Origin of the sequence: Paenibacillus marchantiophytorum (genome assembly GCF_014640555.1) — a bacterium.
GTDB classification, from domain to species: domain Bacteria; phylum Bacillota; class Bacilli; order Paenibacillales; family NBRC-103111; genus Paenibacillus_E; species Paenibacillus_E marchantiophytorum.
The window spans coordinates 73,166-96,970 of sequence record NZ_BMHE01000006.1; the positions used below are offsets into that span (position 1 = coordinate 73,166).

At 44.1% G+C, this 23,805-nt stretch carries 19 protein-coding genes and 2 pseudogenes; 16 read left to right on the plus strand and 5 right to left on the minus strand.

The genetic code is table 11. The features are described 5' to 3' along the window. Positions 1 to 163 precede the first annotated feature (163 nt). The 10 genes and pseudogenes from IEY34_RS08480 to IEY34_RS38105 all read left to right on the plus strand — a co-directional run. Positions 164 to 1,087: an ABC transporter permease gene (locus tag IEY34_RS08480; protein WP_189010265.1), complete on the plus strand. Its 924-nt coding sequence runs from the start codon at positions 164 to 166 to the stop codon at positions 1,085 to 1,087. Between the two features lie 55 nt (positions 1,088 to 1,142). Then, positions 1,143 to 2,033 carry a carbohydrate ABC transporter permease gene (locus tag IEY34_RS08485; protein ID WP_189010266.1) on the plus strand — a complete coding sequence of 297 codons (891 nt, stop codon included), beginning with the start codon at positions 1,143 to 1,145 and terminating at the stop codon, positions 2,031 to 2,033. Positions 2,034 to 2,090: 57 nt separating this feature from the next. Beyond that, entirely contained in the window at positions 2,091 to 3,671 is a 1,581-nt protein-coding gene (locus IEY34_RS08490; protein ID WP_189010272.1) for an extracellular solute-binding protein, read from the plus strand. A gap of 602 nt (positions 3,672 to 4,273) precedes the next feature. After that, complete coding sequence (locus IEY34_RS37495; RefSeq protein WP_308422992.1) at positions 4,274 to 6,940, plus strand: beta-1,3-glucanase family protein; 2,667 nt, start codon at positions 4,274 to 4,276, stop codon at positions 6,938 to 6,940. 223 nt (positions 6,941 to 7,163) lie between these two features. Next, the gene (locus IEY34_RS08500; RefSeq protein ID WP_189010274.1) at positions 7,164 to 7,322 is read left to right on the plus strand and encodes a hypothetical protein; all 159 of its coding nucleotides are present in this window, start codon (positions 7,164 to 7,166) and stop codon (positions 7,320 to 7,322) included. Positions 7,323 to 7,457: 135 nt separating this feature from the next. Further along, positions 7,458 to 7,952, plus strand: coding sequence for an ABC transporter substrate-binding protein (locus IEY34_RS08505; protein WP_189010276.1), 495 nt, complete (start codon positions 7,458 to 7,460; stop codon positions 7,950 to 7,952). A 26-nt stretch (positions 7,953 to 7,978) separates the two neighbouring features. Next, the gene (locus tag IEY34_RS37260; protein ID WP_268240113.1) at positions 7,979 to 8,110 is read left to right on the plus strand and encodes a hypothetical protein; all 132 of its coding nucleotides are present in this window, start codon (positions 7,979 to 7,981) and stop codon (positions 8,108 to 8,110) included. A gap of 188 nt (positions 8,111 to 8,298) precedes the next feature. Further along, positions 8,299 to 8,712: an Ig-like domain-containing protein gene (locus IEY34_RS08510; RefSeq protein ID WP_189010278.1), complete on the plus strand. Its 414-nt coding sequence runs from the start codon at positions 8,299 to 8,301 to the stop codon at positions 8,710 to 8,712. Positions 8,713 to 8,755: 43 nt separating this feature from the next. Further along, positions 8,756 to 8,956, plus strand: coding sequence for an S-layer homology domain-containing protein (locus IEY34_RS08515; RefSeq protein WP_189010561.1), 201 nt, complete (start codon positions 8,756 to 8,758; stop codon positions 8,954 to 8,956). A 213-nt stretch (positions 8,957 to 9,169) separates the two neighbouring features. Beyond that, positions 9,170 to 9,474, plus strand: a pseudogene (locus IEY34_RS38105) (transposase); the annotation flags it as partial. Positions 9,475 to 9,935: 461 nt separating this feature from the next. Here the strand turns inward: IEY34_RS38105 and IEY34_RS08525 are convergent. From IEY34_RS08525 to IEY34_RS08545, 5 genes are all read right to left on the minus strand, one after another. Next, positions 9,936 to 11,507, minus strand: coding sequence for an ABC transporter substrate-binding protein (locus tag IEY34_RS08525; protein WP_189010280.1), 1,572 nt, complete (start codon positions 11,505 to 11,507; stop codon positions 9,936 to 9,938). An 86-nt stretch (positions 11,508 to 11,593) separates the two neighbouring features. After that, entirely contained in the window at positions 11,594 to 12,511 is a 918-nt protein-coding gene (locus tag IEY34_RS08530) for a carbohydrate ABC transporter permease (protein WP_229757532.1), read from the minus strand. Between the two features lie 13 nt (positions 12,512 to 12,524). Then, positions 12,525 to 13,502 carry an ABC transporter permease gene (locus IEY34_RS08535; protein ID WP_189010282.1) on the minus strand — a complete coding sequence of 326 codons (978 nt, stop codon included), beginning with the start codon at positions 13,500 to 13,502 and terminating at the stop codon, positions 12,525 to 12,527. A 96-nt stretch (positions 13,503 to 13,598) separates the two neighbouring features. Next, complete coding sequence (locus tag IEY34_RS08540) at positions 13,599 to 15,212, minus strand: helix-turn-helix domain-containing protein (RefSeq protein WP_189010284.1); 1,614 nt, start codon at positions 15,210 to 15,212, stop codon at positions 13,599 to 13,601. Continuing rightward, positions 15,205 to 16,965 (minus strand): histidine kinase, encoded by a 1,761-nt coding sequence (locus IEY34_RS08545; protein WP_189010286.1) that lies wholly within the window; start codon positions 16,963 to 16,965, stop codon positions 15,205 to 15,207. Before IEY34_RS08545 ends, IEY34_RS08540 begins: the two co-directional genes overlap by 8 nt. Before the next feature lie 312 nt (positions 16,966 to 17,277). Here IEY34_RS08545 and IEY34_RS08550 point away from each other — a divergent pair, with 312 nt between their 5' ends. The 6 genes and pseudogenes from IEY34_RS08550 (at position 17,278) to IEY34_RS08575 (ending at position 23,802) form a co-directional block, all read left to right on the plus strand. After that, the gene (locus IEY34_RS08550; protein ID WP_189010288.1) at positions 17,278 to 18,726 is read left to right on the plus strand and encodes a cellulase family glycosylhydrolase; all 1,449 of its coding nucleotides are present in this window, start codon (positions 17,278 to 17,280) and stop codon (positions 18,724 to 18,726) included. Between the two features lie 262 nt (positions 18,727 to 18,988). After that, on the plus strand, positions 18,989 to 21,334 hold the full coding sequence (locus tag IEY34_RS08555) for a glycoside hydrolase family 9 protein (RefSeq protein ID WP_189010290.1): 2,346 nt from the start codon (positions 18,989 to 18,991) through the stop codon (positions 21,332 to 21,334). A 6-nt stretch (positions 21,335 to 21,340) separates the two neighbouring features. Beyond that, positions 21,341 to 21,613, plus strand: a pseudogene (locus tag IEY34_RS37735) (S-layer homology domain-containing protein); the annotation flags it as partial. A gap of 137 nt (positions 21,614 to 21,750) precedes the next feature. Continuing rightward, the gene (locus IEY34_RS08565) at positions 21,751 to 22,011 is read left to right on the plus strand and encodes an acyl carrier protein (RefSeq protein ID WP_189010292.1); all 261 of its coding nucleotides are present in this window, start codon (positions 21,751 to 21,753) and stop codon (positions 22,009 to 22,011) included. A gap of 17 nt (positions 22,012 to 22,028) precedes the next feature. Next, positions 22,029 to 23,039 carry an ABC transporter ATP-binding protein gene (locus IEY34_RS08570; protein ID WP_189010301.1) on the plus strand — a complete coding sequence of 337 codons (1,011 nt, stop codon included), beginning with the start codon at positions 22,029 to 22,031 and terminating at the stop codon, positions 23,037 to 23,039. Further along, positions 23,014 to 23,802 carry an ABC transporter permease gene (locus IEY34_RS08575; RefSeq protein WP_189010303.1) on the plus strand — a complete coding sequence of 263 codons (789 nt, stop codon included), beginning with the start codon at positions 23,014 to 23,016 and terminating at the stop codon, positions 23,800 to 23,802. Before IEY34_RS08570 ends, IEY34_RS08575 begins: the two co-directional genes overlap by 26 nt. Positions 23,803 to 23,805 lie beyond the last annotated feature (3 nt).

Sequence of the window (23,805 nt, forward strand, 5' to 3'; positions counted from 1 at the left end):
CTAAACAACGTAAAAAGTGAATCTGTACGGGTAAAATCCATTCGCAATGAAGCAAAAAATGATAATGATCGCAAATGTATAGTTGCTCACTCCTTGGAAAAAAGCCTAAGATTGGCTTTGCAAGCAACAAAGACAATCCAAGCAGCAAGGAGGTGAGTAAGCGATGACGGCTTTAAGAGGCTTCTGGACGGAATTGTCCAAGAACAAAATTATGTTTCTAATGGTAGCTCCCGCGATCCTTTTTTTCATCGTGTTCAGCTATATTCCCATGGCTGGCATTTATCTGGCCTTCACCAAGTTCAGCTTCGATGGAGGCATTTTTGGCAGTGAATTCATCGGCATGATGAACTTTAAGTTTCTATTTCAATCGGGTACGCTTTGGAACTTGACGAAAAATACGGTCATGTACAATTTGTCCTTTATTTTTATCGGTAACTTCCTGCAGTTGGTTTGTGCCATTTTCTTAAGCCAGATTGCCAACAAATATTTCAAGAAGGCAACGCAATCCATTATGTTTTTACCGTTTTTTATCTCCTGGGTTCTTGTAGGCGCTTTCGTATTCAACTTGTTCAACTCCGATACGGGTGTCATCAACACATTGTTGAAGCAGCTAGGGGCGCAGCCGTATGACTTCTATTTAAATACGGAGCCTTGGAAGTACATCATTGCCTTCTTTCAAATCTGGAAAGGGCTTGGCTATGGAACGGTCATTTATTTGGCTGCGATCATGAGCATCAGCGATGAATATTACGAAGCGGCGGAAATTGATGGAGCTAATATCTTTCAGCAAATTCGTCACATCACGATTCCACTTTTGATACCTACCTTTATTTTGCTCGTCATGTTCAGCCTCGGGGGTATTCTCAAAGGGCAATTCGACCTGTTCTATCAGATCATAGGCAACAACGGTATGCTCTATGATGCGACAGATATTATCGATACCTATGTGTATCGGGCGTTGGCGGTCAATTTCGACATTGGGATGGGAACGGCTGCAGGCTTGTACCAATCGCTCTTCGGCTTCCTATTAGTGATGACTGTTAACTTTATTGTGAAAAAGGTCCGCGAAGATTACGCATTGTTCTAAGGAAATGCTTACGAAGCTAGTTTTGCTAAAGCAAAACTCTGAGGAGGGACCACTCGTGAGACGCAAAAAAGACTCGGCGACGATCGTTTTTATGGTTATCGCTTACGGAACTGTAGCGCTCCTGACCGTGCTCTGCTTGCTGCCGTTTTGGTTAATTATTTCGGGTTCGTTTACGTCAGAAAATGAAATCATCGGGGAAGGGTTTAAGCTGTGGCCAAACGAGCTGTCTATTGATGCTTATAAGGCTGTCTTCACTAACCCAGAACAAATTTTCCGGGCCTATTGGGTGACAATTTGCCTCACCTTCACGGGATCACTCTTTGGCTTGTTTCTTACGTCCATGGCGGGTTACGTACTTTCCCGCAAAGATTTCAAATATCGAGGCTCAGTTGCATTCTTCATATACTTTACAACGCTGTTCAGTGGGGGCCTGATCCCATGGTACATTCTCATCGTGAAGTATCTTGATTGGAAGGATAGTTACTTGGCAATGCTGATTCCCGTGCTGATGAGCGCTTGGAATATCATTCTTATGAAGAATTTTATGAAATCAATTCCGGATTCCATCGTGGAGTCAGCCCGTATCGATGGCGCGAACGATTTTACGATTTATAGCCGCTTGATCCTACCTTTATCTACACCTGGGCTTGCCACGATCGGACTGTTTCTTGCGCTTAGTTATTGGAACGACTGGTTTACCGCCAACATCTTCATGACAACGGAAAGCAAATTTCCGCTGCAGTTCTTCTTGTATAAGATTCTCGCGAATGCCGCCGTACTGCATACGGACATCGCCGCAAATTTGTCGGCCGTCAATTTCAAAGCTCCTGCCGAAACGCTGAAAATGGCAGTCGCGGTTGTTGTTACAGGGCCGATTGTCTTCTTGTATCCCTTCGTGCAGAAGTATTTCGTGAAAGGATTGACCATCGGCGCAGTCAAAGGTTAGAACCGGTTATATACGGCTAACATAGAAAACGTTTAAACGTCTAAGGAGGAGTCTCATATGAAAAGAAAGATCGGAACTATTCTAGCTGGTGTTATACTGGCAACAGCTACGTTAACGGGTTGCAGCAGCTCTAGCGGAACAAAGCCGGAACCATCGGCATCTGCAAAGACAGAAGGTAACCAAACGGCAGCGCCTGCATTGTTGACACCGGATACGTCAAAATCGGTTGAGCTTGTTTGGTATTTGGTAGGCGATGCTAATAAGGATACGCCTAAGGTTATGGAAGAGTTCAATAAGATGCTGAAGAAGGATTTGAACGCAACCGTTAAGTTGAACTTCACCACTTGGAACGATTGGCAAACGAAGTACAACCTGCTGCTGACAGCCGGTGAGAAAATTGATATGATCTTCGCTTCTTCTTGGGCAGGTTACTTTAAGTATGCCAAGCAGGGTGCATTCATGGATTTGACCGCTTTGATTCCGAAGTATGCCCCTCAGGTGCAAAAGCAAGTTTCGGCGCAGGACTGGAGCGACGCCACCATCGGCGGTAAAATCTATGCCATTCCGAACACGAACCCCGAGTATACACCAAACGGTATCTTGTATCGTGAGGACTGGAGAAAAGAGCTGAATCTGCCTGAAATCAAGGATATTGCTTCTATTGAAGCTTATTTGGATGGTATTAAGAAAAACAAGCAAGGCGTTATCCCCATCAACGGAAACGCATTGAATGAAGTCAGCACCTTGTTCTCAGCAGTTAACGGCTACCAAACAATCGGCGGAGATACGCAAAGCGTTGTCGTAGCCAAGAGCTATAACAGCCCTAGAGATATTGTCGCTTACCCATTCACTCCGGAATATGAGGCATGGGTTAAGAAAATGAAGGAATGGGCGGATAAAGGCTACTGGTCGAAGAACACGTTGTCTTCCAAGCAGGAAGCGGGGGACTTGATAAAGACGGGCAAGGGTGCTGTCTACTGGCGCAACCCTCCGGGAGCAGCGGGATTGATCACTGAACTTCAAAAGAACGATCCGAAGCTGCAACTTGGCTACTTCCCGTACACGCGTATGCAAGGCTTTGCGATGCCGACAATGGCTATTTCTAATGGGATGGCCATTCCAAAAAGTGCAGCCAACCCTGAGCGTTCGCTCATGGTGCTAGAGAAAATTAGAACCGATGCGAAGTATTACAATCTAATCACATACGGCCTCGAAGGTTATCACTATGATTTGATTAACGACGGCAAAAACATCGTTACGCCTTCCAAAACGCAGGATGCGTCGAAGGTTCAAGCTTACACCATCGCCGATTGGGGATGGAGAAACAAGCCGTTAATGAAAGCGGTCGCTGGCGGTTGGGACGGTTTGGATAAGCTGAACGATGAATTCTCGAAGATGAGCAAACCGGATATTTTCTCGCCTATATCCATGGATTACGATTCTGTGAAAACGGAGTATGCGGCTGTAAATCAAGTCATTGAGCAATACGGCAAGCCGCTTATGATGGGTTTGGTACCGAACGTCGATCAGGCCATCAAGACTTACCAGGAGAAGCTGAAAGCAGCAGGCATCGATAAAGTTCTCGATTATGTTAAGAAACAAGCTGTGGCGTACTACGACGAAAAAGGTATTAAGTAAGAGAAGTTTGACAACTAAGCAAGAGGCAAGGGCAACAGGATCAGCAGCCGATGTGAAACATCGGAGGTTGGCCAGTTGGCCTCTTGCATTTTTAAAATCTGGTCATAATGAGAAGGTGTATCAGCAAAACCACGGCTTTGGTACGGCTTGGGAAACCTTCCGCTTTTAGAAAATGGAAACCAAAGCTGAAATTTGCACCCTTACAATGTAAATAGATACCACCTACAATGAGTAGTGATATGAAAATAATTGCTCAAAGAAATCTACATGGTGGAGGTGCAGCCAGCTTCTCTATTTCCATCATCCGTTTTGAATGAAAAAGGACTTTCATGATGAAAATGATAACTTCTAAGGACCCTGAAATAGGAGGGGAACCTGTCATGAATGTTATGATACGTTTTGTATCGGAAGTAAGAACAGTCAAGTTTACTTGGATCAAATCAGTTTACTAGAAAAACCTTAGGTCAACGATCATAATTGGGCATTCTGAATGGGGGTGAGGTATTTGTTATAAACCGATTTTCTGTAATAAATCAAGCTCTCAGTAAATGGAGGTACGCTAAGGCAAGCGCACTGTATTTATCTTGATAAGGAGCGTGTTTATGTTTATTAAAAAGAGATTTAAACGCATCTCAGTTATGTTTTTGGCTATTATGATGCTCATCCAAGTGATAGTTCCTTTGGCAAGAGTAAGCGCAGCGGCAGATTATGCATTGGCTTCTGATCGGGCTTATACGTGGTTAAAAGCGCAGCAGGATTTAACGATAGGTATGGCAGGCGATGGTATGGTGGATAGTTTTGACGATTGGTGGGATGCGACGAATCGTAAACAAATTGCTTACACCTATGATCAGGGTGTGGCGGCGATTGCGTTCATGCTCAAGGGGGATCGCGTCAGAGCGGAAAAAGTTTTAACCAAAATGTCTCAATTTCAAGATGCAGATGGATCCTGGATTAACTCTTACTGGTGGAACAACGGTTACGGTGAAGAAATCCGCAAACATGTGGGTCCGGTGGCTTGGATGGTTATGGCTTATATGACCTACGAGAAGAAATATGGGGATAACCGTTTCCAGCCTAATGCCAAGAAAGCACTGGATTGGGCGGTAACATTCCAGAAAGCAAATGGCGGTATTTCAGGAGGCAGGACGCAATGGGATGTTCCTAATACATGGACGGATGAAGTATGGACTTCCACTGAGCATAACGAAGACATGTACAATGTGTTGAAATACTATGCAAATGTGTTCCCGGACCGTACGACGACCTACAACAGTGCTGCTGCAGGAGTTAAAAATTTCTTGGATAACGTCGTATGGAACGACTCGCTTAAACGTTGGAACGGCGGATGGAAAAACAATACGAATCTGATTGATCCTAGTGTGCCATTGGATGTCAACCCTTGGGGCGTCCTTTCAATGGGCTTAACAGGAACAAGGGATTATAAACAGTCGCTTGCTTTTGTCGATAATGCTAACGGTACAGGAACTGCAACAGATCCTAAATATGTACAGACGTTGGATTATGATGGCACCAACATGATGACAGCATATGATTTCGATTGGGAATACGATTGTGCCGCAGCATTAACGCCAACCGGACAGCCAAACGGAAATAAATGCTCGGATATTTGGTTTGAAGGTTCCGTATTCATGTCCACGGCGCATTTCATGAACGGCAATACGGCCAAAGCAAACTCCATTTTGGATGAATTAATCAAGAAACAAGATACAAGCGGAACTTTGCTTGGTGGATTGCCTTACTCGTTAAAAGGTTCGAACAATAACTATTGGAAAATGAGCCAGGAAAACTGTGTTTCGAGCACCGGCTGGCTCGTCATTGCCATCGCTCGGTATAATCCGTTTACCAGTGAATCTTTGACTGATGCATCAGGTGGCGGAGCGGCTATTCCCGGGAAAATTGAAGCTGAAAGCTACAGCGCTAAGTTTGACGTTCAGACAGAGCCGACTACCGATAAAGGTGGAGGCTTGAATGTAGGGTGGATCAATACAGGGAGTTGGATGGATTACAGTGTAAATGTCCAAAACGCAGGGATTTATACCGTAGGATTAAGAGTAGCGAGTATCAATACGACAGGTCAGCTTCAAATAAAAAATGGTTCGGGTCAAATATTAACGACAACGAACGTTCCAAATACAGGCGGATGGCAAGAGTGGCAAACCGTGAACGCAAGCGTTAACTTGCCGGCGGGTACCCAAACGCTGAGGCTGTACGCTTCCGCAGGTGGCTTTAATATCAATTGGTTGAACTTCACAACAGGTGTATCATCTTCCATATACTCCGTACCTGCCTCGTCCATACCGGGGCCGACCGGAAGCGGCGTGTTGTCGCTCAAGGTCATGAATGGGACGAATGGCGCCTATTCCGATAGTCAGGTTTACTGGGGTGTTCTCGGCATAAATCCAACTAATGGCAAATGGAGTTATTTGGATTTAAATGGCAATTTGCAACCTATTTCACTGGCGCTTAATGATGCTCCCGGGCATTTAACGAAGAATGGCGTTAACTATGCAAACATTTATCACAAAATTAGCGATGCATCGTGGGTAAGTATGCCAAGAATAACATCAGGCAGAATGTACCTTTGTGTAGCCTCTGAGTGCTTCATCAAAACTTATGATAGCGGATTTGCAGGACCCGATATTAATAACCCCGCAGACCCGAATATGAATGTATATTTTGACTTTATCGAATTTACAGTTGACGCAGCCGGATATCATGGAAACACGACAAGGGTTGACATGTTCGGCTTCCCCGTTCAACACAGACTAGTCAATACAGCCGGAAATTACGACCATACCGTTGGTGAATTGGAAGTTGAAACCCGTTCTGGCTTATTCACAAAATTCGCCAATGAAATGCCTTCCTCATTTAAATCGCTAGGCACCGTTCAAGCTCCTTACCGGGTTATTGCTCCAATTCACGGTTCTTTTGCCCCAGGCGGCGCTAATTCTAATTATTTTTCTGGGTATTCCAGCTATTCCACACAGGAAATTCTTAGATGTGATGGTGCTTTAACCAATGCTCAAACTTGTGCTGCAATCAATAGACATGTATTGACAGATAGCAATTGGAACATTGTTGGCAATTATTATCAAGCTGCTCCAGCCAATTACTATTCAAAATTTTGGCATACTTACGGCATTAACGGATTAGCCTACGGCTTTCCTTATGACGATGTCAACAATCAAGCCGCTTATCTGGAAATTGGCAATCCGAAAGGTTTAATTATTAGGGTTGGATGGTAATCTTTGCATAATTGTAATGCTCCTGAGGTAGGAATATGAATTCCTGCCTCTTCGGTGCGTTTAGCAGAGGTGATTCGTTAGCTATTGCCCCGGCAGAAACAAAGAATTGATTAAAAATTAGACAAATAAAACTGAAAAATGCCACCTTATTCTGAGGAAGCGTTAAGGTTACAATGGGTTCAAGCTTAGAAAATAAGCTAATTGAAAAAAGGCGGGTAACAAGATGCACGATAAGAATAAGCAGTCGGTTCTGAAGAAATTATTAACGGTTATGGCAGTTGTTTGCCTAGCTGCGGGATTGTCCGCATGCGGGAATAGTTCCGACACTGCGGTCAGCAGCAAGCCAAGTGTGAATAGCGAAAGTGCGAAACCAGCCGAGTAAGCAGCGGCCAAGAAGGTCATCTTGACATTCTTTTCCAACAATCCGGATCGGTTCGTGGGACAAGGCATGATTGAACAAAAGCTCATTGATCCGTACACAAAGGAAAATCCGAACATAACCATCAAGGTTTAAACGTTGTCCAATCAATACCAGGACAAGATCAAAGTGTATAACGCATCAGGAACTCTACCGGATATCATTGTTGCTTGGGGCAATGACGGGTACATGAAGCCATTGATCGCCAATAACGCCCTGGCGGAGTTGAATAAAGAGGACTTTGCAAACGTCCAGTTCATTCCAGCTGCTTTGGATGGGTTCTCGGCAAATGGCAAACTCTATGGTCTAACGAAAAATTCCGACTTTTGGGTCTTGTTCTACAACAAAAAGATTTTTGCTGATAATGGACTGGAAATACCCAAAACCGAAAGTGATATGCTCAACGTAATTTCCAAATTGAAGCAGAAAAAAATCATCCCCATTGCGATGGATGGTCGTGACGGGTGGCCATCAGGGATTTGGTTTGACACGATGCTTCAGCGTGTATCTGGCAGCTGGGATGATTCCAAGAACGCAATGAGCCGAAAAGGCTCGTTTAATGAACCGGCCGTCGTGGAAGCCGCAGCTATGTAAATACGTGGTTGCAAGTATACGAATTTATGTTTGGTACAACGAAAGATCCAGATAAAGGGTTTGCTACGATCACCATGGACAGCAATGCTTACCCACTGCAGTTAGGCGAGATGCATAAGACTTCCGTGATGGCGAATTACCCGAATGGTACCCAATAATCGATAACTGACCGAGCTTCTTATGTTTCTACTAATCCTAAAGTGGCTATGGTCAGTCAAACAGGGAAGTTATTGCTGCCGTATACGGAACGGCTGATATTATCGCATCTTTCGATGGCCAATATCAAATCACGAAAGTGAAGGTTTCGCCGGACGGTTCCGACGTTACCCAACACGTAGTGGACAGCTTGGATTATAAGCTTGCGGAAAATCATGAGCACCAAACAGTAGTCAGAGCTGTCTATGCTGACGGAAGTCAGAAAGAGGTAACATCACTTGCGAAATATGGCTCGTCCAATCCTTCGGTAGTCGTAGTTAGTGACACCGGTCTAGTGAGAGGTCTATCGCCTGGAAACGCTGAAATTGTGATTAATTACGCTTATCTGGTAAAAAGAGTAAAGATTAGCGTTGTTCAAGAAGGAGAAACACGGAGTTTAACAGGAATCAGGTTGGATTCGAATGCGTACCGCTTAAAAGTGGGAGATTCTCATCACACAGTCGGTTATGCTTCCGTAACAAGGGCTGAATTTATCGTAATGCTGGTAAGGGCTTTACATTTGCAGAACAACAAGACTTCGCTTGCATTTTCGGACTCGGAGTAAATTCCTGATTGGGCTCAAGCATCCATTGCTGCTGCTGTAGACGCTGGCTACGTTCCAACCAGATCAATTCATCACGAGGTCTGAAATGGCAGTAATGGTAGCACGCGTGTTACATTTCATGCGGACAGACGACGATGGAGTGTCTGTAGCCTTCGCGGATCAAGATCAGATCCCTTCATGGGCCAAGGAATCTCTAGCCGCGGTAGTGAAGAAAGGGATTGTTAAAGGACGGGATAACAATTAATTTGCTCCTCTTGCGAATGCAACAAGAGCTGAAGTAACAACAATATTGCTAAGAATGTTAGAAACCAAGAAATAAATGAAACAAGAGGGTGTGCCAAAAGCCATGAAAATGGCGAGGGGCACCCTATTTCTCAATTTTGTAAAACAAAAAGAAACCGTTCTTTTGGTAAAATGGAAGTGCGACCCACCATTGAAAAAGTAGAGGGTTTCTTATATTCCTCAAAATCACCTCGTTCGAATCGTGAATGCCGCCGTGAATCGGCTGGACGATGCGATCTTTTACGCCGCTTACCCGGGGGGCGGCGGGGACGCTATCACCCGAAAATGCTGACCAAAGTTATTATCTACGCCTACAATCAGCGCGTTTACTCTTCTCGCCAAATCGCCAAGGCTGTCCGTGAAAATATCATGTTCATGTAGATCGCCGGCAGACAGCGCCCGGACTTCCGTACCATGAATCGCTTTCGTTCCGAACGGATGAAAACCGTGTTAGAGACGATCTTTACTGCCGGTTGTCAAACATAAAGCAAAACATACGGTGGCGAAGAGAACTACGACTATGTAGCAAGCACTAATTACTTCGAAAAATTATTGGTGAAAGATTTCTCTTTGAGAATAATAAAAACGGCTAACAAACCAACTTTTTTTTCGAAGATTGGTTTCAGATTTAGTCTGAAAAAAAGGGAGGGTCGATAGCTTGTGAAAATATATCGATACTTTTAACTGAATATATTTCAGATAATAAAGAGCCTTTAGAAGGAATAGGTGAATAGATTTAATAGGCATTAATGATGAAAATAAACTAGTTATACATCCTATGAAGAATCCGATGTTGTAATAGTTGGCGATACTGAGGCAACACTCAAGGGAAGTAACTCATTGATCAACCTCGCTACTTGGATAATTGAGCTATTGTGCACTAATCGAAATAAAAACGGTAAAGCTGCAGAATGCAGGCTTTGCCGTTTTTAAAATTTTCCCTATTTCTTACTTGCGAGAAAAGCATCAAGTTGTTTTTGTTTTTCCGCCAGTATTTTTTCCAAACCAGCCGCCTTCAGCTTATCCCTATACTTCGGAAGAATTTTCTCCGGATCCACAGAACCCGTATCAAGGGGAGGATCGAATTCTTTCCCGACATTGACGAGCGCTGCGACTTCCGTTTTAACAGGTTCGGCATTAAAGGTAAAACCAAGAGCGGGAGATTTTTTTGCATCTTTGTTGAACTCTTTGAATTTATCCCACTTTTGCGGATCTTCCGTGTCCCAGATATAGTTCAGGAACTGGTTACCAAACATCCAAGAAGATCCGGGATTGTAATTTTTTGAAGCGTCTGTTGCTTTTATAATGTTATCGGAAACCTTCTCATAGTGTACGCCATCTATCCCAAAGTTGAGCAGGTTGTTCAATGCTTTGTCCGTGTGCAGTAAATTGATGAAGATCATAGCACGCTCGGGATCTTCTGATGTGGTGGAAATTCCCAACATGGAGCCTGAAGTTTCTCCTGTTGAAACGGTTTTGGGTGTCATTTCGATTTGCTTCAGCTTGCCCTGCAGACTGATACCATTCGCCATCTCAGCATCTTTACCCGGTTTCAAAGAGACGACAACCATGAAAACGTTGCCCGCCTTTAAAGCTTCACCAGTCCCAAGCGACGTAGTGGCGGCATCTTTGTTGATATACCCTTTTTTCATAAAATCGCGAGTGATTTTCAGCGTTTCATTGTACCTGTCTAGATCGCTTGTTAGAACAACCTTTGTGCCATCTTGGTCTTTAAGGATGACGCCGGGAATCGAAGCATCGCCAAGGGCGTCGGTTTGTGCAAAATAGTGGGCGTTGAAATTGTCTCCATTTCTTAAGAATAACGGAGTTATATCCGGTCTCTTCTCTTTGACAGACGTCAAAATCGGTTCAAGATCCTTGATTGTCTTCACTTTGGTCATATCCAGATTGAGCTCTTTGGCAATGTCTGTACGGTAGATCACGCCACCCTGAGCGGCCAATTCTTTATTGGTGGGTACAGCATAGTTTTTGCCGTTAATTTTGGCTCCCTCAAGGAAGGTCGGACTTAAGGAATCGATAATGCCCTGACCGTGTTTTTTTAATAAATTCCCGTATTTATCCAGGCCATCATCATTCATCGGGAGAAAAGCGCCTTTCGATACATTGACAGCATGTCCATTCCATTGGGCGGTGAACATAATGTCGAATTTTTCACGGGACGCGATCATCAGGTTTGCTTTATTATCCCATTGCCCCCAATCGATGGGCATTAATTCGATAGTGGCATTGATTTTAGGCTGTAAAATTTTGTTCATGGCTTCTTGGACTTTTACTTGATCTGCTTGCGTGCTTCCCGGATAAACCAACTTCAATTTATACGGCTTCAGCTGTGTTGCGGGGGTACTCTCACTACCTGAGTTCTTAGTGGCTACGGGTTTATCGCTCCCGAGGGCACTGTCTTTACTATTTCCTTCTGAACATCCTGAAAGTACAAAAGATGCAGATAACAACAGCATGGACAGTGAAAGGATACTTTTTTTGACTACTTTCATACGTAGAAACCTCCCTTTTCTTATTTCGATTTATGCTGAACCGAGCTTTACGGTTATAGCCGATGTTTTTACCAATACGGTAGCATTTAGCCTTTTACAGCGCCTACCGTCAAACCTTTGACAAAGTATTTTTGGAAAAAAGGATAAGCGAACACAATGGGTCCGATTCCCAATACGGACATAGCCATGCGCACCGTTTCCGTTGGAAGATTAAAGAATCCGCCTGCTTGGCTAATTCCCTGCTGGGCCTGTGTATTGGTGGCTAGAAATTGGATATCAAGCATCGTTTTATACATCAAATACTGCAGATTCACATTCTTATTGCCTGTTATAAAGACTAAGCTTAAGAACCAATCATTCCAGTAATTTAGAGTTTGAAAAAGGGCAACGGTTGCCAGCACGGGCAAAGAAAGCGGTAGAATGATTTGCGCAAATATCCTCATTTCACTCGCTCCGTCGATTTTGGCTGATTCGATCAAGGCAGGTGGAATCGTGCTTGCAAAGAACGTTCTCAGAATCATTACAAAAAAAGCGGATACCAACAGCGGCAGGATCAGAGCAGTCATCGTATTTTTCAGATCCAGCATTTGTGTATAGACCAAGTACCAGGGAACAAGTCCGCCGTTAAACAACATAGTGAAAAACATAAAGAAGGAGAAAACATTTTTGTGTGGAAAATCGTTGCGTGAAATCGGGTAAGCATACATCGACATGACGATTACGCTGATTGCCGTACCGGCAACTGTTATGAATATGGATATCCCGAAGGACCTCAGTATTTGCGGCCAGTCCTGGAACAAAAATTGATAAGCGGAAAGACTGAATGTTTCCGGTATAAAGTTATAGCCGTGAATCAAAACAGACTTTTCATCCGAAAAAGATACAGTTATCACGAGCAAGAGTGGAAGAATACATGCTGCCGTATGGAGCAAGAAAATCAGGTTGATAAAAAAATTGGATGTGTTCGAGATGTCATTTGGCCTTCGCCTACTCACTTTAATCACTTTGCTCGCCTCCTCAAAACAACGCATTATCTTTACTGACACGACGTACAATCAAGTTTGAACCAAGTACCAAAATAAATCCTACGACTGACTGAAATAAACCAGCAGCAGATGACATCCCGACATCTCCCATAGATAAAAATGTTTGATACACATAGGTATCAATGACCTGAGTGGAAGGATAAAGAGCCCCAGCATTCCGTGTAACTTGAAAAAACAATCCGAAATCGGCATAGAATATTCTTCCGATTTGTAATAAGGTCATGACAATCATGACAGGTACGATGAGAGGAATTGTAATCTTTTTGATTTGCTGCCACTTAGAGGCACCGTCAATTAATGCGGCTTCATAGTATTCGTTATCAATTCCTAAGATCGCTGCCATATAGATAACGGTGAAGTAGCCGATGTTCTTCCAAATGTTCACGATCGGCAGAATAAATGGCCAGTATTTCGGGTCTGAGTACCATTCGACGGATTCAATGCCCAGCTTAGGAAAAATAACGGTATTCAGAAAACCGTGATCTTGTCCCAAAAATGCATAGACCAGATAACTTACAACGATCATGGATAGGAAGAAAGGAAGAAACATTGTGCTCTGGTGAAACTTGGAAAGGAACCTGCTGCGCATTTCAGTGAACATAATGGCAAAAGAAACAGCTATCACAAGATTCATTATTATGAACACAACATTATAACCAATGGTATTCCTGGTGATGATCCACGCAGATTCCGTCGAAAACAAAAACTTGAAGTTTTGTAAGCCGACCCAAGGACTTGCAAGAATGCCCTTGGAATAATTGATGTTCTTAAATGCAATGATCACGCCGAACATCGGAATGTAGTTGTTAATGATCAGAACAATGCCTGCGGGCAGCATCATGATATAGAAAAACCAATATTTGCGTACCGTCTTGAAAAATGCAGGCTTCGATCCTGACGTGTTCAGGTTGCGACGTTGTCTTGATGAAACACGCGTTGAATTACCCATTACGTTCTGTTTTCTCCTCCCTGTTGGTTCCTCTCAATAATTCTATATTACCTATTAGGGAGGGAGCGTTCTACCTGAGACGTGACTACTTAAACACTATGGTGACTTGTTGATTTGGAATTTTTTTCTGTATTCTTGGGGGGAAATACCGGTTACTCTTTTGAACATTTTGGCAAAATGCGAGAAGTGACCATAACCGGTTACTTCGGCTACATTGCTAATTTTATTGCCCGATTCTATGAGTAATTTTTTGGCTTTGTCCATCCTGATACTTAGCATGTATTCGGATATGGATAGTCCTGTTTCTTTTTTGAAAAGGCGGGACAAATAAGCGGGATTCAGGTAGACAAATGCAGCAATATCCTCCCTGTTCACTTCTTCATGCAGATGATCGTCCATATATTTCTGGACTTTAGCGATGACAGCGGAGACATCCTGATGATGCATGTCCATATACTCGATAGCAGCCGATACAATACGAATTGCCCAACCGCGAAGTTGGTTTAGCGAACGAGTGGCGGTAGCTATATCCTGCAGTTCATCATGAGGGAACATTTTCTGAATCGACAAGCCCTTTTTATGAGCTACATGATAAACCATGTGTATCAGTCCGTAGTATAAAGCTTCCAACGATTCCGAACGTACGCCGCCTTCTTGCATCCGATCTGTAGTTTCATGAATTCTGCCCAGCAGTTCATTTAGTTTGCCGAGTTCAAAAAGCAAGAACCAGTCGGAAATCAAAGGGAATGATGGTAAACTCCCTTGCTGCTCTTCACGGGTCTGCAGATTCATAACGCAATTGATCTTCGTCACATTATTTCGTTCCATGCCGAGCAGTGTGCCTAGGACTTGATGGATTTCGGTAACTGGGGTCATTTCTCCGATATAACATGATAAATTGCAGTGAAAAAAACGATTGCAAGCCTGTATGTATTCGGCGCATCTCCTGTTTAATTCCAGGGAAATAGGAGTGCCAGACTGAATGTAAAGTAGCACCAGAATGAAACCGCTTTGGTCCGGAATTACGCAGCCAGGGACATCCTGAAGAATCATTTCCGCTCCCGCCTTGCGCAAAGCGTATTCCATGATTTCCTCATCCCTCGCGTTTAATTCTTCTTTCCATTGTTCGACGCTGATCAATACTGGAATAACCTGACTCTGCGCATTCAACGGAATGCTGTATATCTGGAATCCCGTCTGCAGCCTTTCTTGCGTCGAGGGGATTTTGCCGTTTAACACATCCTGCCAGAAACGTTCCACAAGGAAGGGCAATTGGTCTAACCAGTGCTTGTAATAGGTTTCGTAGGTTTTGTTATAGTCCAGTAGTTCCAACTCGGATTGAATTTTGTGAACCGCTTTCCTGACGATCTCTTTCAACTGATCATGATTTACTGGTTTTAACAAATAATCAAAGCTTCCAAGCCCAATCGCTTTTTGTGCATAGGTGAAATTAGCGTGCCCTGTCAAAAAAATCGTTTCCGTTAATGGAGATTGTTCCTTGACCCATTCCAGCAGCTTCAAGCCGCTTGCGTCAGGCATCTCGATGTCCGAAATCATTACATCAATTTTGTGGGATATCATGAGCTGCTTGGCTTCCTCCGTACTGAAAGCTTCATAGATATGCATGAAAGGCAGGTCAGACCAATCGATTCCTTGCGTAATGCCTTTTACAGCAAATTTCTCGTCATCCACTACTAGCAGGTTAAACATTCGAATCATCTCCTTGTCCAAAATGATGTTGAAGAGGGAAACGAATACGGATTTCGGCGCCGGTTTGTTCCCTGTTCGCGAAATGAATCTTGGCCGTGCCGTAGCTCATGCGGAGCCTGCGAAGCACATTCCAAATGCCCAAGTGTCCGTCTCCCGACTGATTTACGTAGTGATCGGAACTCAATTCCTGCAGCATCTCTGGCGTGAATCCTTTCCCGTTATCTGAAATAGTGACGATAAAGTAATGCTGGGGATCATCTGGGTCGGGAAACGCTTCGATTTCTACGCAAAAGCATTCCAAATTACCTTTATAACCGTGAATCACCGCGTTTTCCACAAAAGGCTGCAACGTCAATGAAGGCAACTGAAAGTCCCGATACGATTCTTCAACGCGAATGGCAAAAGTCAGGCTGTCGGGGTATCTCATGACCTGAATTTCTAGATAATTGTAAATATGCTGAATTTCATCCGCGAGCGATACGGACGTACGGTCTGTACGAATGAGATTACGAAAGTAGTCTGCTAGATGAAGCGCCATCTTTTGCACGGATTTATGGTCTTTTAGTGCGGCTAAATTGTAGATGATGTTCAAGCAATTCATGTAAAAGTGAGGATTAATTTGTACCTGAAGATGTTTGAACTCAGCTTGCTGTACTCTGATTTTCTCTTCATAAACAGAAATTTTTAAATGCTCAATTTGCTTGACCATATCGTTGAAGGTGGAAACCAGAAACGCAAATTCGGTTGAATTGCTTTCGTTCAGGCGGACATCGAATTGACCCCGGCCGATTTTTCTCATACCACGAATGAGCTGCCCCATCGGCTTAAAAAAGATTTTTTGCAGGAAAGCAAGATATAGTGCGAGTACTAGAGCGACTCCCAAGGGAAGAAAGTAAATGGCTTTATGTAAATAGGGCAAGTTCTGTAGGATTTTTTTCTCGGCAACCACGATCAGGTAATGAATTTTCGCGAGTTTCGAGGATTCACCAACAACAAGGTATTCCTTTTTATTTGTCTCGTCCCGAATGATTTGATACACCTGGTTTACGGGGTGTAACTGCTTTTTAATACCAGCATAGGTTTGCATCGGGAAAAACTGTTCCGTTAACGGTTGTCCGCCGTCTGTAACGATGATCGTTCCACCGCCTTCACCCATATCCCAAGTACTGAGCGGCATCGCGAGGCTGTTCAGGCTGATGAGACAGCCAGCATACATTTCGGACCCCAAATCTTTCATTTGCACGAGAAAATAGGGATCACCCGATTGAATTAACTGCCAATCATTCCCATGGTGAGGCTCCGTTTGTCTAAGGGTTTGTGAAAGATAGTTCTGTATGGTTTGATAACGTTCGTGGAAATCTCCGCTTTCCTGGGTTACGAGCAACAGATCATCGTTGGACCTGGAGTATACGAAGAAAGTGTTGATCATACTGTAGTAGCCTATGTCCGTCATAAATTTGTTGTACACTTTTTGTTTGGCTAAAACATAGTCATCCAAAGAGGTTTTATTCGTTTGCATGGAAACAATTTCTGGATCACTTTCTAATCGATAGAAATAGTAGTCGAATTCTTTCAACATGTTATCCGTTCCATTGACGTAATGGGTGAGCAACTTGCTGTAATTCAGGGAGACCTGATCGCGAACTACATTCATTGCATACATGTTGTTGTAAAACAGAAAAAACACAAGGGGAACCACGACTAGAATGAATCCGCTTACAGTTTTAAATCTGACTGAGTTTTTGAAATTCATAGAATGACACCCCAATATTCTATAAGATACTCCTATATGTATAGTATACATGTTTTTTCTTCCATTATATAACACCTTTGATGACAGATTAACACTTCCGTTACTTTTCCTGTTCATTTGGCAAATTATCGTGATGGAACAAGTCATCAAAGTGTTCAAGACGTCACGTAATGGGTAGAGGTCCCTTACCTTGAATAGGTACACTATAAATACATTGAAGGGAAGGAGGTTATAGTTACTAGCAAACGGACAGCTGGCGGAAGGGAAGACGCGAAATTAAGCGACAAACAAATTGAGGAGGTATCTTTTTATATGCTAAAAAGAATGAGTTTGATCTTGTGTACATTTATTATCACGATCATGATGACTGTAACTTTCGTTCCAGCAGACAAGGCACAAGCCGCAGCAGGTTCGGTGGTATCTCAAAACGGTCAATTGAGAGTTTCCGGAAGCAATTTGGTGAATCAGGCGGGACAAACCATCCAACTCAAGGGTATGAGTTCCCATGGAACGCAATGGTTTGGACAATACGTGAACTATGACAGTATGAAATGGTTGAGAGACAATTGGGGAATGACTGTATTCCGACCTGCAATGTTTACGCAAGATGGCGGATATATCAACGATCCTTCCCAAAAAAATAAGGTGAAAGAAGCCGTGCAGGCTGCAGTTGATCTTGGTATCTATGTCATTATCGACTGGCATGTGTTGGGTGAACAAGACCCGAACGTATATAAACAACAAGCAAAAACTTTTTTTAGTGAAATGGCCAACTTGTATAAGGATTATCCCAACGTGATTTATGAAATATGCAATGAGCCGAATGGGTCTGCCGTCACGTGGAACGGTAAAATTAAGCCTTATGCTCAGGAAGTGATCCCAGTTATCCGTTCCATTGCTCCGAATAGTGTTATCATCGTAGGAACTGGAACATGGAGTCAGGATGTGAATGATGCGGCGGACAATCCTCTCTCTTACAGCAACATCATGTATACAACGCATTTCTATGCCGGAACTCACGGTCAATGGCTAAGAGATCGTATTGACTATGCGAGGAGCAAGGGTGTGGCTGTGTTCATTACAGAGTGGGGGACAAGCGACGCTTCCGGTGACGGCGGTCCCTTTCTCGCTGAATCCAAGCAATGGATGGATTATTTAACGAACAGACAGTTGAGCTGGGTCAATTGGTCGTTATGCGATAAAACGGAAGCTTCGGCTGCATTAGTGCCTGGCGCAAGCCCGTATGGAGGATGGTCCGACGCGCAGTTAACGGCATCCGGTAAATTTGTCAGAGATCAAATGAAGGCAGGAACAACGCCGCCAGGAGATGGTATCGTTTCTGGAAAAACCTACAAGTTAGTTAACGTAGGCAGCGGTAAAGCTCTAGATGTAAACGCTGCGGGTACGGCAGACGGTACGAACGTACAGATCTGGGACGATAACGGCTCGGGCGCTCAGCAGTGGGTGATCACAGATGTTGGTGGCGGGTTGTATAAAGTTATCAACACCAATAGCAATAAAGGATTGGATGTAGCTGGCACGGCCAATGGTTCGAATGTACAAATTTGGAGTTATGGCGGCGGCTTAAACCAGAAGTGGAGCATTATAAGTGTTGGAGGAGGCTCATATAAACTGATAGCTGGCCACAATGGCAAAGCTTTGGATGTAAATGCTGGAGGTACGGCTAACGGTTCTAACGTTCAAATTTGGGATGACAATGGTACGAATGCTCAAAAGTGGAATCTGTACAAATTAAATTAGGTTGAGTTAGGGAATAGAAACCTGACACTGCCTGCGATCACTTGCTGTTAGAGAGGTCGCAGGCTTTTCTTTGGTCAGGAGCACGCGATGATGACCACCATGCTGCAGCGTATTGGAATAGTTAAATGAGAATGTCACATTAGTGTTCAAAAGATCATATTACAGATAGATTCCATATATGGGAAAATATATAATTCAATTACGGAACCGTAAGTTATACTTTAAAGCTTGCACCCTATACATCATTCAGGAGGTTGAAAACATGAGGAAACGATTTTCAAATATATTGTTATCGCTTTCAATTTCGTTTGGTGCAATATCATCCATGATGCCTCTTACGACGAAAGCTGCTGAAGGACCATTGGTTGGTACGACGGTGAAGGTAGATCAGATTGGATATTTGCTTAGTGCCGACAAAGTGGCATTAGTGATTGAGACGACGGCAGCCGACCAGTTTCAATTGATCAACTTGGATTCCAATATGAAGGTGTATAGCGGGAAGTTATCGGCTGCTGTCAATGATTCGAATTCCGGTGATACCGTCAGGAAGGCGGATTTCTCTTCCTATAGGGAACCTGGGACTTATATGTTGCAGATAGAGGGGGGAGGAGTCTCCTATCCGTTCCGTATCGGAGACGATGTGTATCGGAACTCCCTGCTGCAGGCGATCCGTTCTTATTCGCTAGGAAGGTCCGGGACTGCAATTCGCGACGGTCTGACCGGTCTTTCCTATCAAGCGGGCCATACTCAGGACAAGCAAGCATTGATGTACTTCTCGGACGAGTTTCATCAGAAGGGCGATATTATTGATGTCAGCGGCGGATGGTATGATGCGGGGGACTTCGGTAAGTACATCCCAACCGCTACAGTCAGCACTGCCCAACTGCTGCTTGCCTATGAGTTTGCCCCTTCAAAATTTTATAAAGGACAGATGGTGCTACCCGAAGGCTCCACGAATGACAGCAAGCTGCCTGACCTTCTCGCCGAAACGAAATTCGAGCTGGATTGGATGAAGAAGATGCAACGAGACGACGGAGCTGTCTATTTTAAGGTAGCCGGTAAGGGATGGCCAGGATTTATTAAGCCTGAGGTGGATACCCAGGACCGTTACGTGTACGGGCTGACCACTTACGGAACCGCGCAGTACGCAGGCGTTATGGCTATGGCTGCGCGCATCTACCAGCCCTTTGATGCCGACTATGCGAAGAAGCTACTGAATAATGCGACTAAAGCGCAGCAATATTTGGAGAAGCATCCGTCTCCGGAATTCCGCTCAGATAAGGATCAAGACAGCGGTTCTGGAGCCTATGGCAAAGCGACAGATATCGAGGAGCGCATATGGGCCGCGGCAGAGCTGCTAAAAACAACAGGAAACAGGGATTATGACCGCTATATTAAGGAGCATTTCGCGGATCAGCTGACACAGAAATCCGGGCCGGTATCATGGGCGAACAGTATTCTACTCGGACAATACGCATACGCTACCAGCGAACAAGCGGATACTTCCCTCAAGGAGAAGGTGAAGGCAGCCATTCTTGCCTATGCCGATTCGCTGCTGGAGAAGATCTCGAATGACGGTTATCGTGCTGCCTTAAGCGCGGAGCAATACGGCTGGGGCTCGGCCAAGGATAGTGTAGCGCAAGGAAACGTTCTCTTGCTGGCAAATACCTTGTCGCCAAAAGAAGCTTATGTGCAGGGAGCACTTGATCAGCTTCACTATTTGTTCGGCCGAAATGCTACCGGCTACACCTACATGACCGGATCCGGTACGAAAATGCCTCTGCACCCGCATAACCGAATTATGGTCGGAACGCATACTTACATCCCAGGACTTGTCGTAGGCGGACCTAATAAATTCGGCGGGGACCCAGCCATTGATAAAATCCTCAAGGATGCGGGTGGCAGTACACCGCCTGCCAAGGCATATGTGGATATTGTGGATTCATATTCAACGAATGAACATGCAATTGATTATACGGCTCCTGTGGCGTTTGCTCTTGCTTATTTTTCTAAAGGGGATATTGCGACGGCTCCGAAACCCTCTGCGGACGACAGTAATACAGCCTCTAACGCCCCTAAAGGAAGTGTAGAAAGAAATTACATTGGAGCTTTCGGCTCCTCCGATCCGTTCCATGATCCTTCTTCTAAGATAACCCGCACGATCTCATCGGACGGCTTGCTTAATGTGGCGTACAATCTCCATCAAGGCGGTTGGCTCGGTGCTCCTGCAAGTGTCAACGAGAATTGGTTGGACTTCAGTGGCATGATTCTGGATGTTAAGGGCGGCACAGGGAATTTAATTCGAGTTGAACTGACGGACGGAAACGGTGTGCATTACGAGAAAGTAATTGTTGACGATGCTAAGGAAGGCAAGACGGTGGCTCTGCCGTTTAACGAGTTTACGCAGCGGAAGGATTATCAACCGGACGACGTGGATACGAAGAAACATTTCTCCTTAAATCCCGTGCGCGGTTTGACTTTATCCCCTCTTAGTGGGGAAGGCACGATTACTTTTGCTAATTTGATGCTAATCAAAGGAAGTGCCTCAGCTCAAAGCTTCAACGATGTAACGGAAGCAACGAGAGGGCATGAAGCGATTGGTGTGTGATATGCGAAGCATATCGTTCAGGGGTATGAAGATGGATACTTCCATCCGTCCCAGCCGATTAGCCAGTACGAGGCAGTTCTATTGATAAGCCGCGCTTTAGGTAAATCGGCAGATGCAGTTCAGTCAGCTGTTCCTCAATATCAAGCGGATGCTCCTATAATGAAGGATATGCTTGAGAGTCTCGCCTTGAAATTCAGAGGCTCCCCGGGAGCGGTGGAAGGATCCGTTGTCACTAGAGCGGATTTTGCCATCTTCATTCAAAGTATACTTCAGCCATAAACCAGCAGTTGCGCTGATAATCGCAATCCTCGTCAACGATGTATGGGAGTCTACCATCCACCCGAGAGTAAACGTGAGGGGATCAGGACGATCTATGATTTTGAACGAGAATGTCACATTAAAAGGAGTGAGAAATTATGATGACTTACGAAAAGATTGTCGAGCTCGTAGCTATGGTATTTCGACTAGAGGTTGATCATGTCAAACGCCTGCCCAGGGATGAGTCACTGAGTAGAATTGGCTTGGACTCAATTAATTGTATGGAAATTGTCGTGAATATCGAGGAGGAATTCTCGATTGTTTTTAACGATGAAGAGCTGCTGCTTGATAATTTAAACACACTGGACAAATTGATTTACATGGTGGAGCAAAAGACAGGGGAGCACACTTTGATTTAGGGCAGGAGGAGACAGAAATGGCTTTAATTGAAGTGAGGGATTTAGTTAAGGAGTATAAATTAAATGTACGAAATAGAGGGATAATGGGTTCTCTCAAAAATTTATTGATCCCGGAGTATACGACCAAAAAAGCGGTCGACGGGATTGACTTCTCTATCGAAAAGGGGGAAACGGTTGGCTTCATCGGTCCGAATGGAGCAGGCAAGTCTTCTACAGTGAAAATGTTGACCGGCATTTTGGTGCCTACTTCGGGAACGATCTCCATTGGAGGCCTCTCTCCCTATAAAGATCGCAAGAAGAACGCCTCAAGATTAGGTGTTGTTTTTGGTCAGCGAACACAGCTGTGGTGGGATTTGCCGGTGAGCGATACCTATGATTTGTTGAAGCATATTTATAAAATCCCTGAGCAAGTGTATAAGAAGAATTTGGACATGTTCAGCGAGATGCTGGATCTGCATAATTTCATACGTCAACCAGTTAGGCAGCTTAGTCTTGGACAAAAAATGCGGGCGGACATTGCAGCCGCACTGCTGCACGATCCGGAAATTATTTTTTTCGATGAGCCGACGATCGGACTGGATGTCATTGCCAAGGAAAAAATACGTGAGTTTGTCAAACAGATTAATAAGGAAAAGGGTACAACGATGCTCTTTACCACTCACGATATGGTTGATATTGAAAAAACGTGCGAACGTATGATCATTATAGACCATGGTATAAAAATTTATGACGGTACTGTAGATGAAATTAAACGCAATTATGGCAGGGAGCGTATTCTTGCTGTTGAGTTTAGTGAAGCCGATTTGAATATCTTCATCCCGGGGGCTCAGCTCACGAATGAAAAGGGAAATAAGAAATGGTTTCGGTTTTCCAAAGATGACATTCAGGTATCTGAGCTGATCAGTACGTTGTCGCAGAAGTATACCATTGTGGATTTGACCGTCGAGGAGACCGATATTGAAGAAATCATCCGGCAGATTTATCAAGGAGGTATCCATTTGAGTGAGAGTTTATCTGGAGTTTGCTAAGAAATCATTCCAGAATAATATCGTCTACAGGATGGACTACTTAGCGGGTGTCGTGAATGCGATTGTGATGATTTTCGTCAATATTTCCATCTGGAAGGCGATCTATGAAGAGGAGGAATCGTTGGAAGGCGTTCAATTTAAAATGTTGGTCACCTATATTGTTCTCTCTTTCCTGATGCAGGTTGTCTATATGATGGACGAATATATCATCGAATCGAAAGTAAGGAGCGGACTTATTTCCTCTGATTTGTTGAAGCCCATAAATTTCCAGTTGTATCTGCTATCCCATCATTTGGGTACAACGGTCTTCCGCCTCCTTATGCAGCTCTTGCCTGCCATTATCGTCTCTATTACCTTATTCCAACTGTTAATGCCGTTTTCCACACTCATGTTTGTTTATTTCATACTCAGCGCATTGCTTGGTTATTTGGTCTTATACAATCTTAACTTTATTGTATGGGTAAGTTCGTTTTGGTTCTATTGGACGTTCAGTCTGGTAACGATCAAGGATGCGGCCGTGATGATATTTTCAGGAGCATTGATCCCTCTTTGGTTTTTGCCTCAGGGGGTAGTGGACTTCATCAAGCTGACACCATTCGATTCGATCTTTTACACGCCGATTCGAGTTTATTTGGGTATGATCCCACAGGAAGAGATTTGGAGCAGCTTGATGAGACAAGCATTTTGGATCGTAATCCTATTTGTAATCGGCCAACTCCTATGGAAGGCGGCAGCCAAGAAATTGGTTGTACAGGGGGGATAATAG

Coding starts and splice junctions, on each gene's coding strand:
- IEY34_RS08480 (WP_189010265.1), top strand. CDS start 164: ATGACGGCTTTAAGAGGCTTCTGGACGGAATTGTCCAAGAACAAAATT.
- IEY34_RS08490 (WP_189010272.1), top strand. CDS start 2,091: ATGAAAAGAAAGATCGGAACTATTCTAGCTGGTGTTATACTGGCAACA.
- IEY34_RS37495 (WP_308422992.1), top strand. CDS start 4,274: ATGTTTATTAAAAAGAGATTTAAACGCATCTCAGTTATGTTTTTGGCT.
- IEY34_RS08500 (WP_189010274.1), top strand. CDS start 7,164: ATGCACGATAAGAATAAGCAGTCGGTTCTGAAGAAATTATTAACGGTT.
- IEY34_RS37260 (WP_268240113.1), top strand. CDS start 7,979: ATGTTTGGTACAACGAAAGATCCAGATAAAGGGTTTGCTACGATCACC.
- IEY34_RS08525 (WP_189010280.1), bottom strand. CDS start 11,507: ATGAAAGTAGTCAAAAAAAGTATCCTTTCACTGTCCATGCTGTTGTTA.
- IEY34_RS08535 (WP_189010282.1), bottom strand. CDS start 13,502: ATGGGTAATTCAACGCGTGTTTCATCAAGACAACGTCGCAACCTGAAC.
- IEY34_RS08540 (WP_189010284.1), bottom strand. CDS start 15,212: ATGTTTAACCTGCTAGTAGTGGATGACGAGAAATTTGCTGTAAAAGGC.
- IEY34_RS08545 (WP_189010286.1), bottom strand. CDS start 16,965: ATGAATTTCAAAAACTCAGTCAGATTTAAAACTGTAAGCGGATTCATT.
- IEY34_RS08550 (WP_189010288.1), top strand. CDS start 17,278: ATGCTAAAAAGAATGAGTTTGATCTTGTGTACATTTATTATCACGATC.
- IEY34_RS08555 (WP_189010290.1), top strand. CDS start 18,989: ATGAGGAAACGATTTTCAAATATATTGTTATCGCTTTCAATTTCGTTT.
- IEY34_RS08565 (WP_189010292.1), top strand. CDS start 21,751: ATGATGACTTACGAAAAGATTGTCGAGCTCGTAGCTATGGTATTTCGA.
- IEY34_RS08570 (WP_189010301.1), top strand. CDS start 22,029: ATGGCTTTAATTGAAGTGAGGGATTTAGTTAAGGAGTATAAATTAAAT.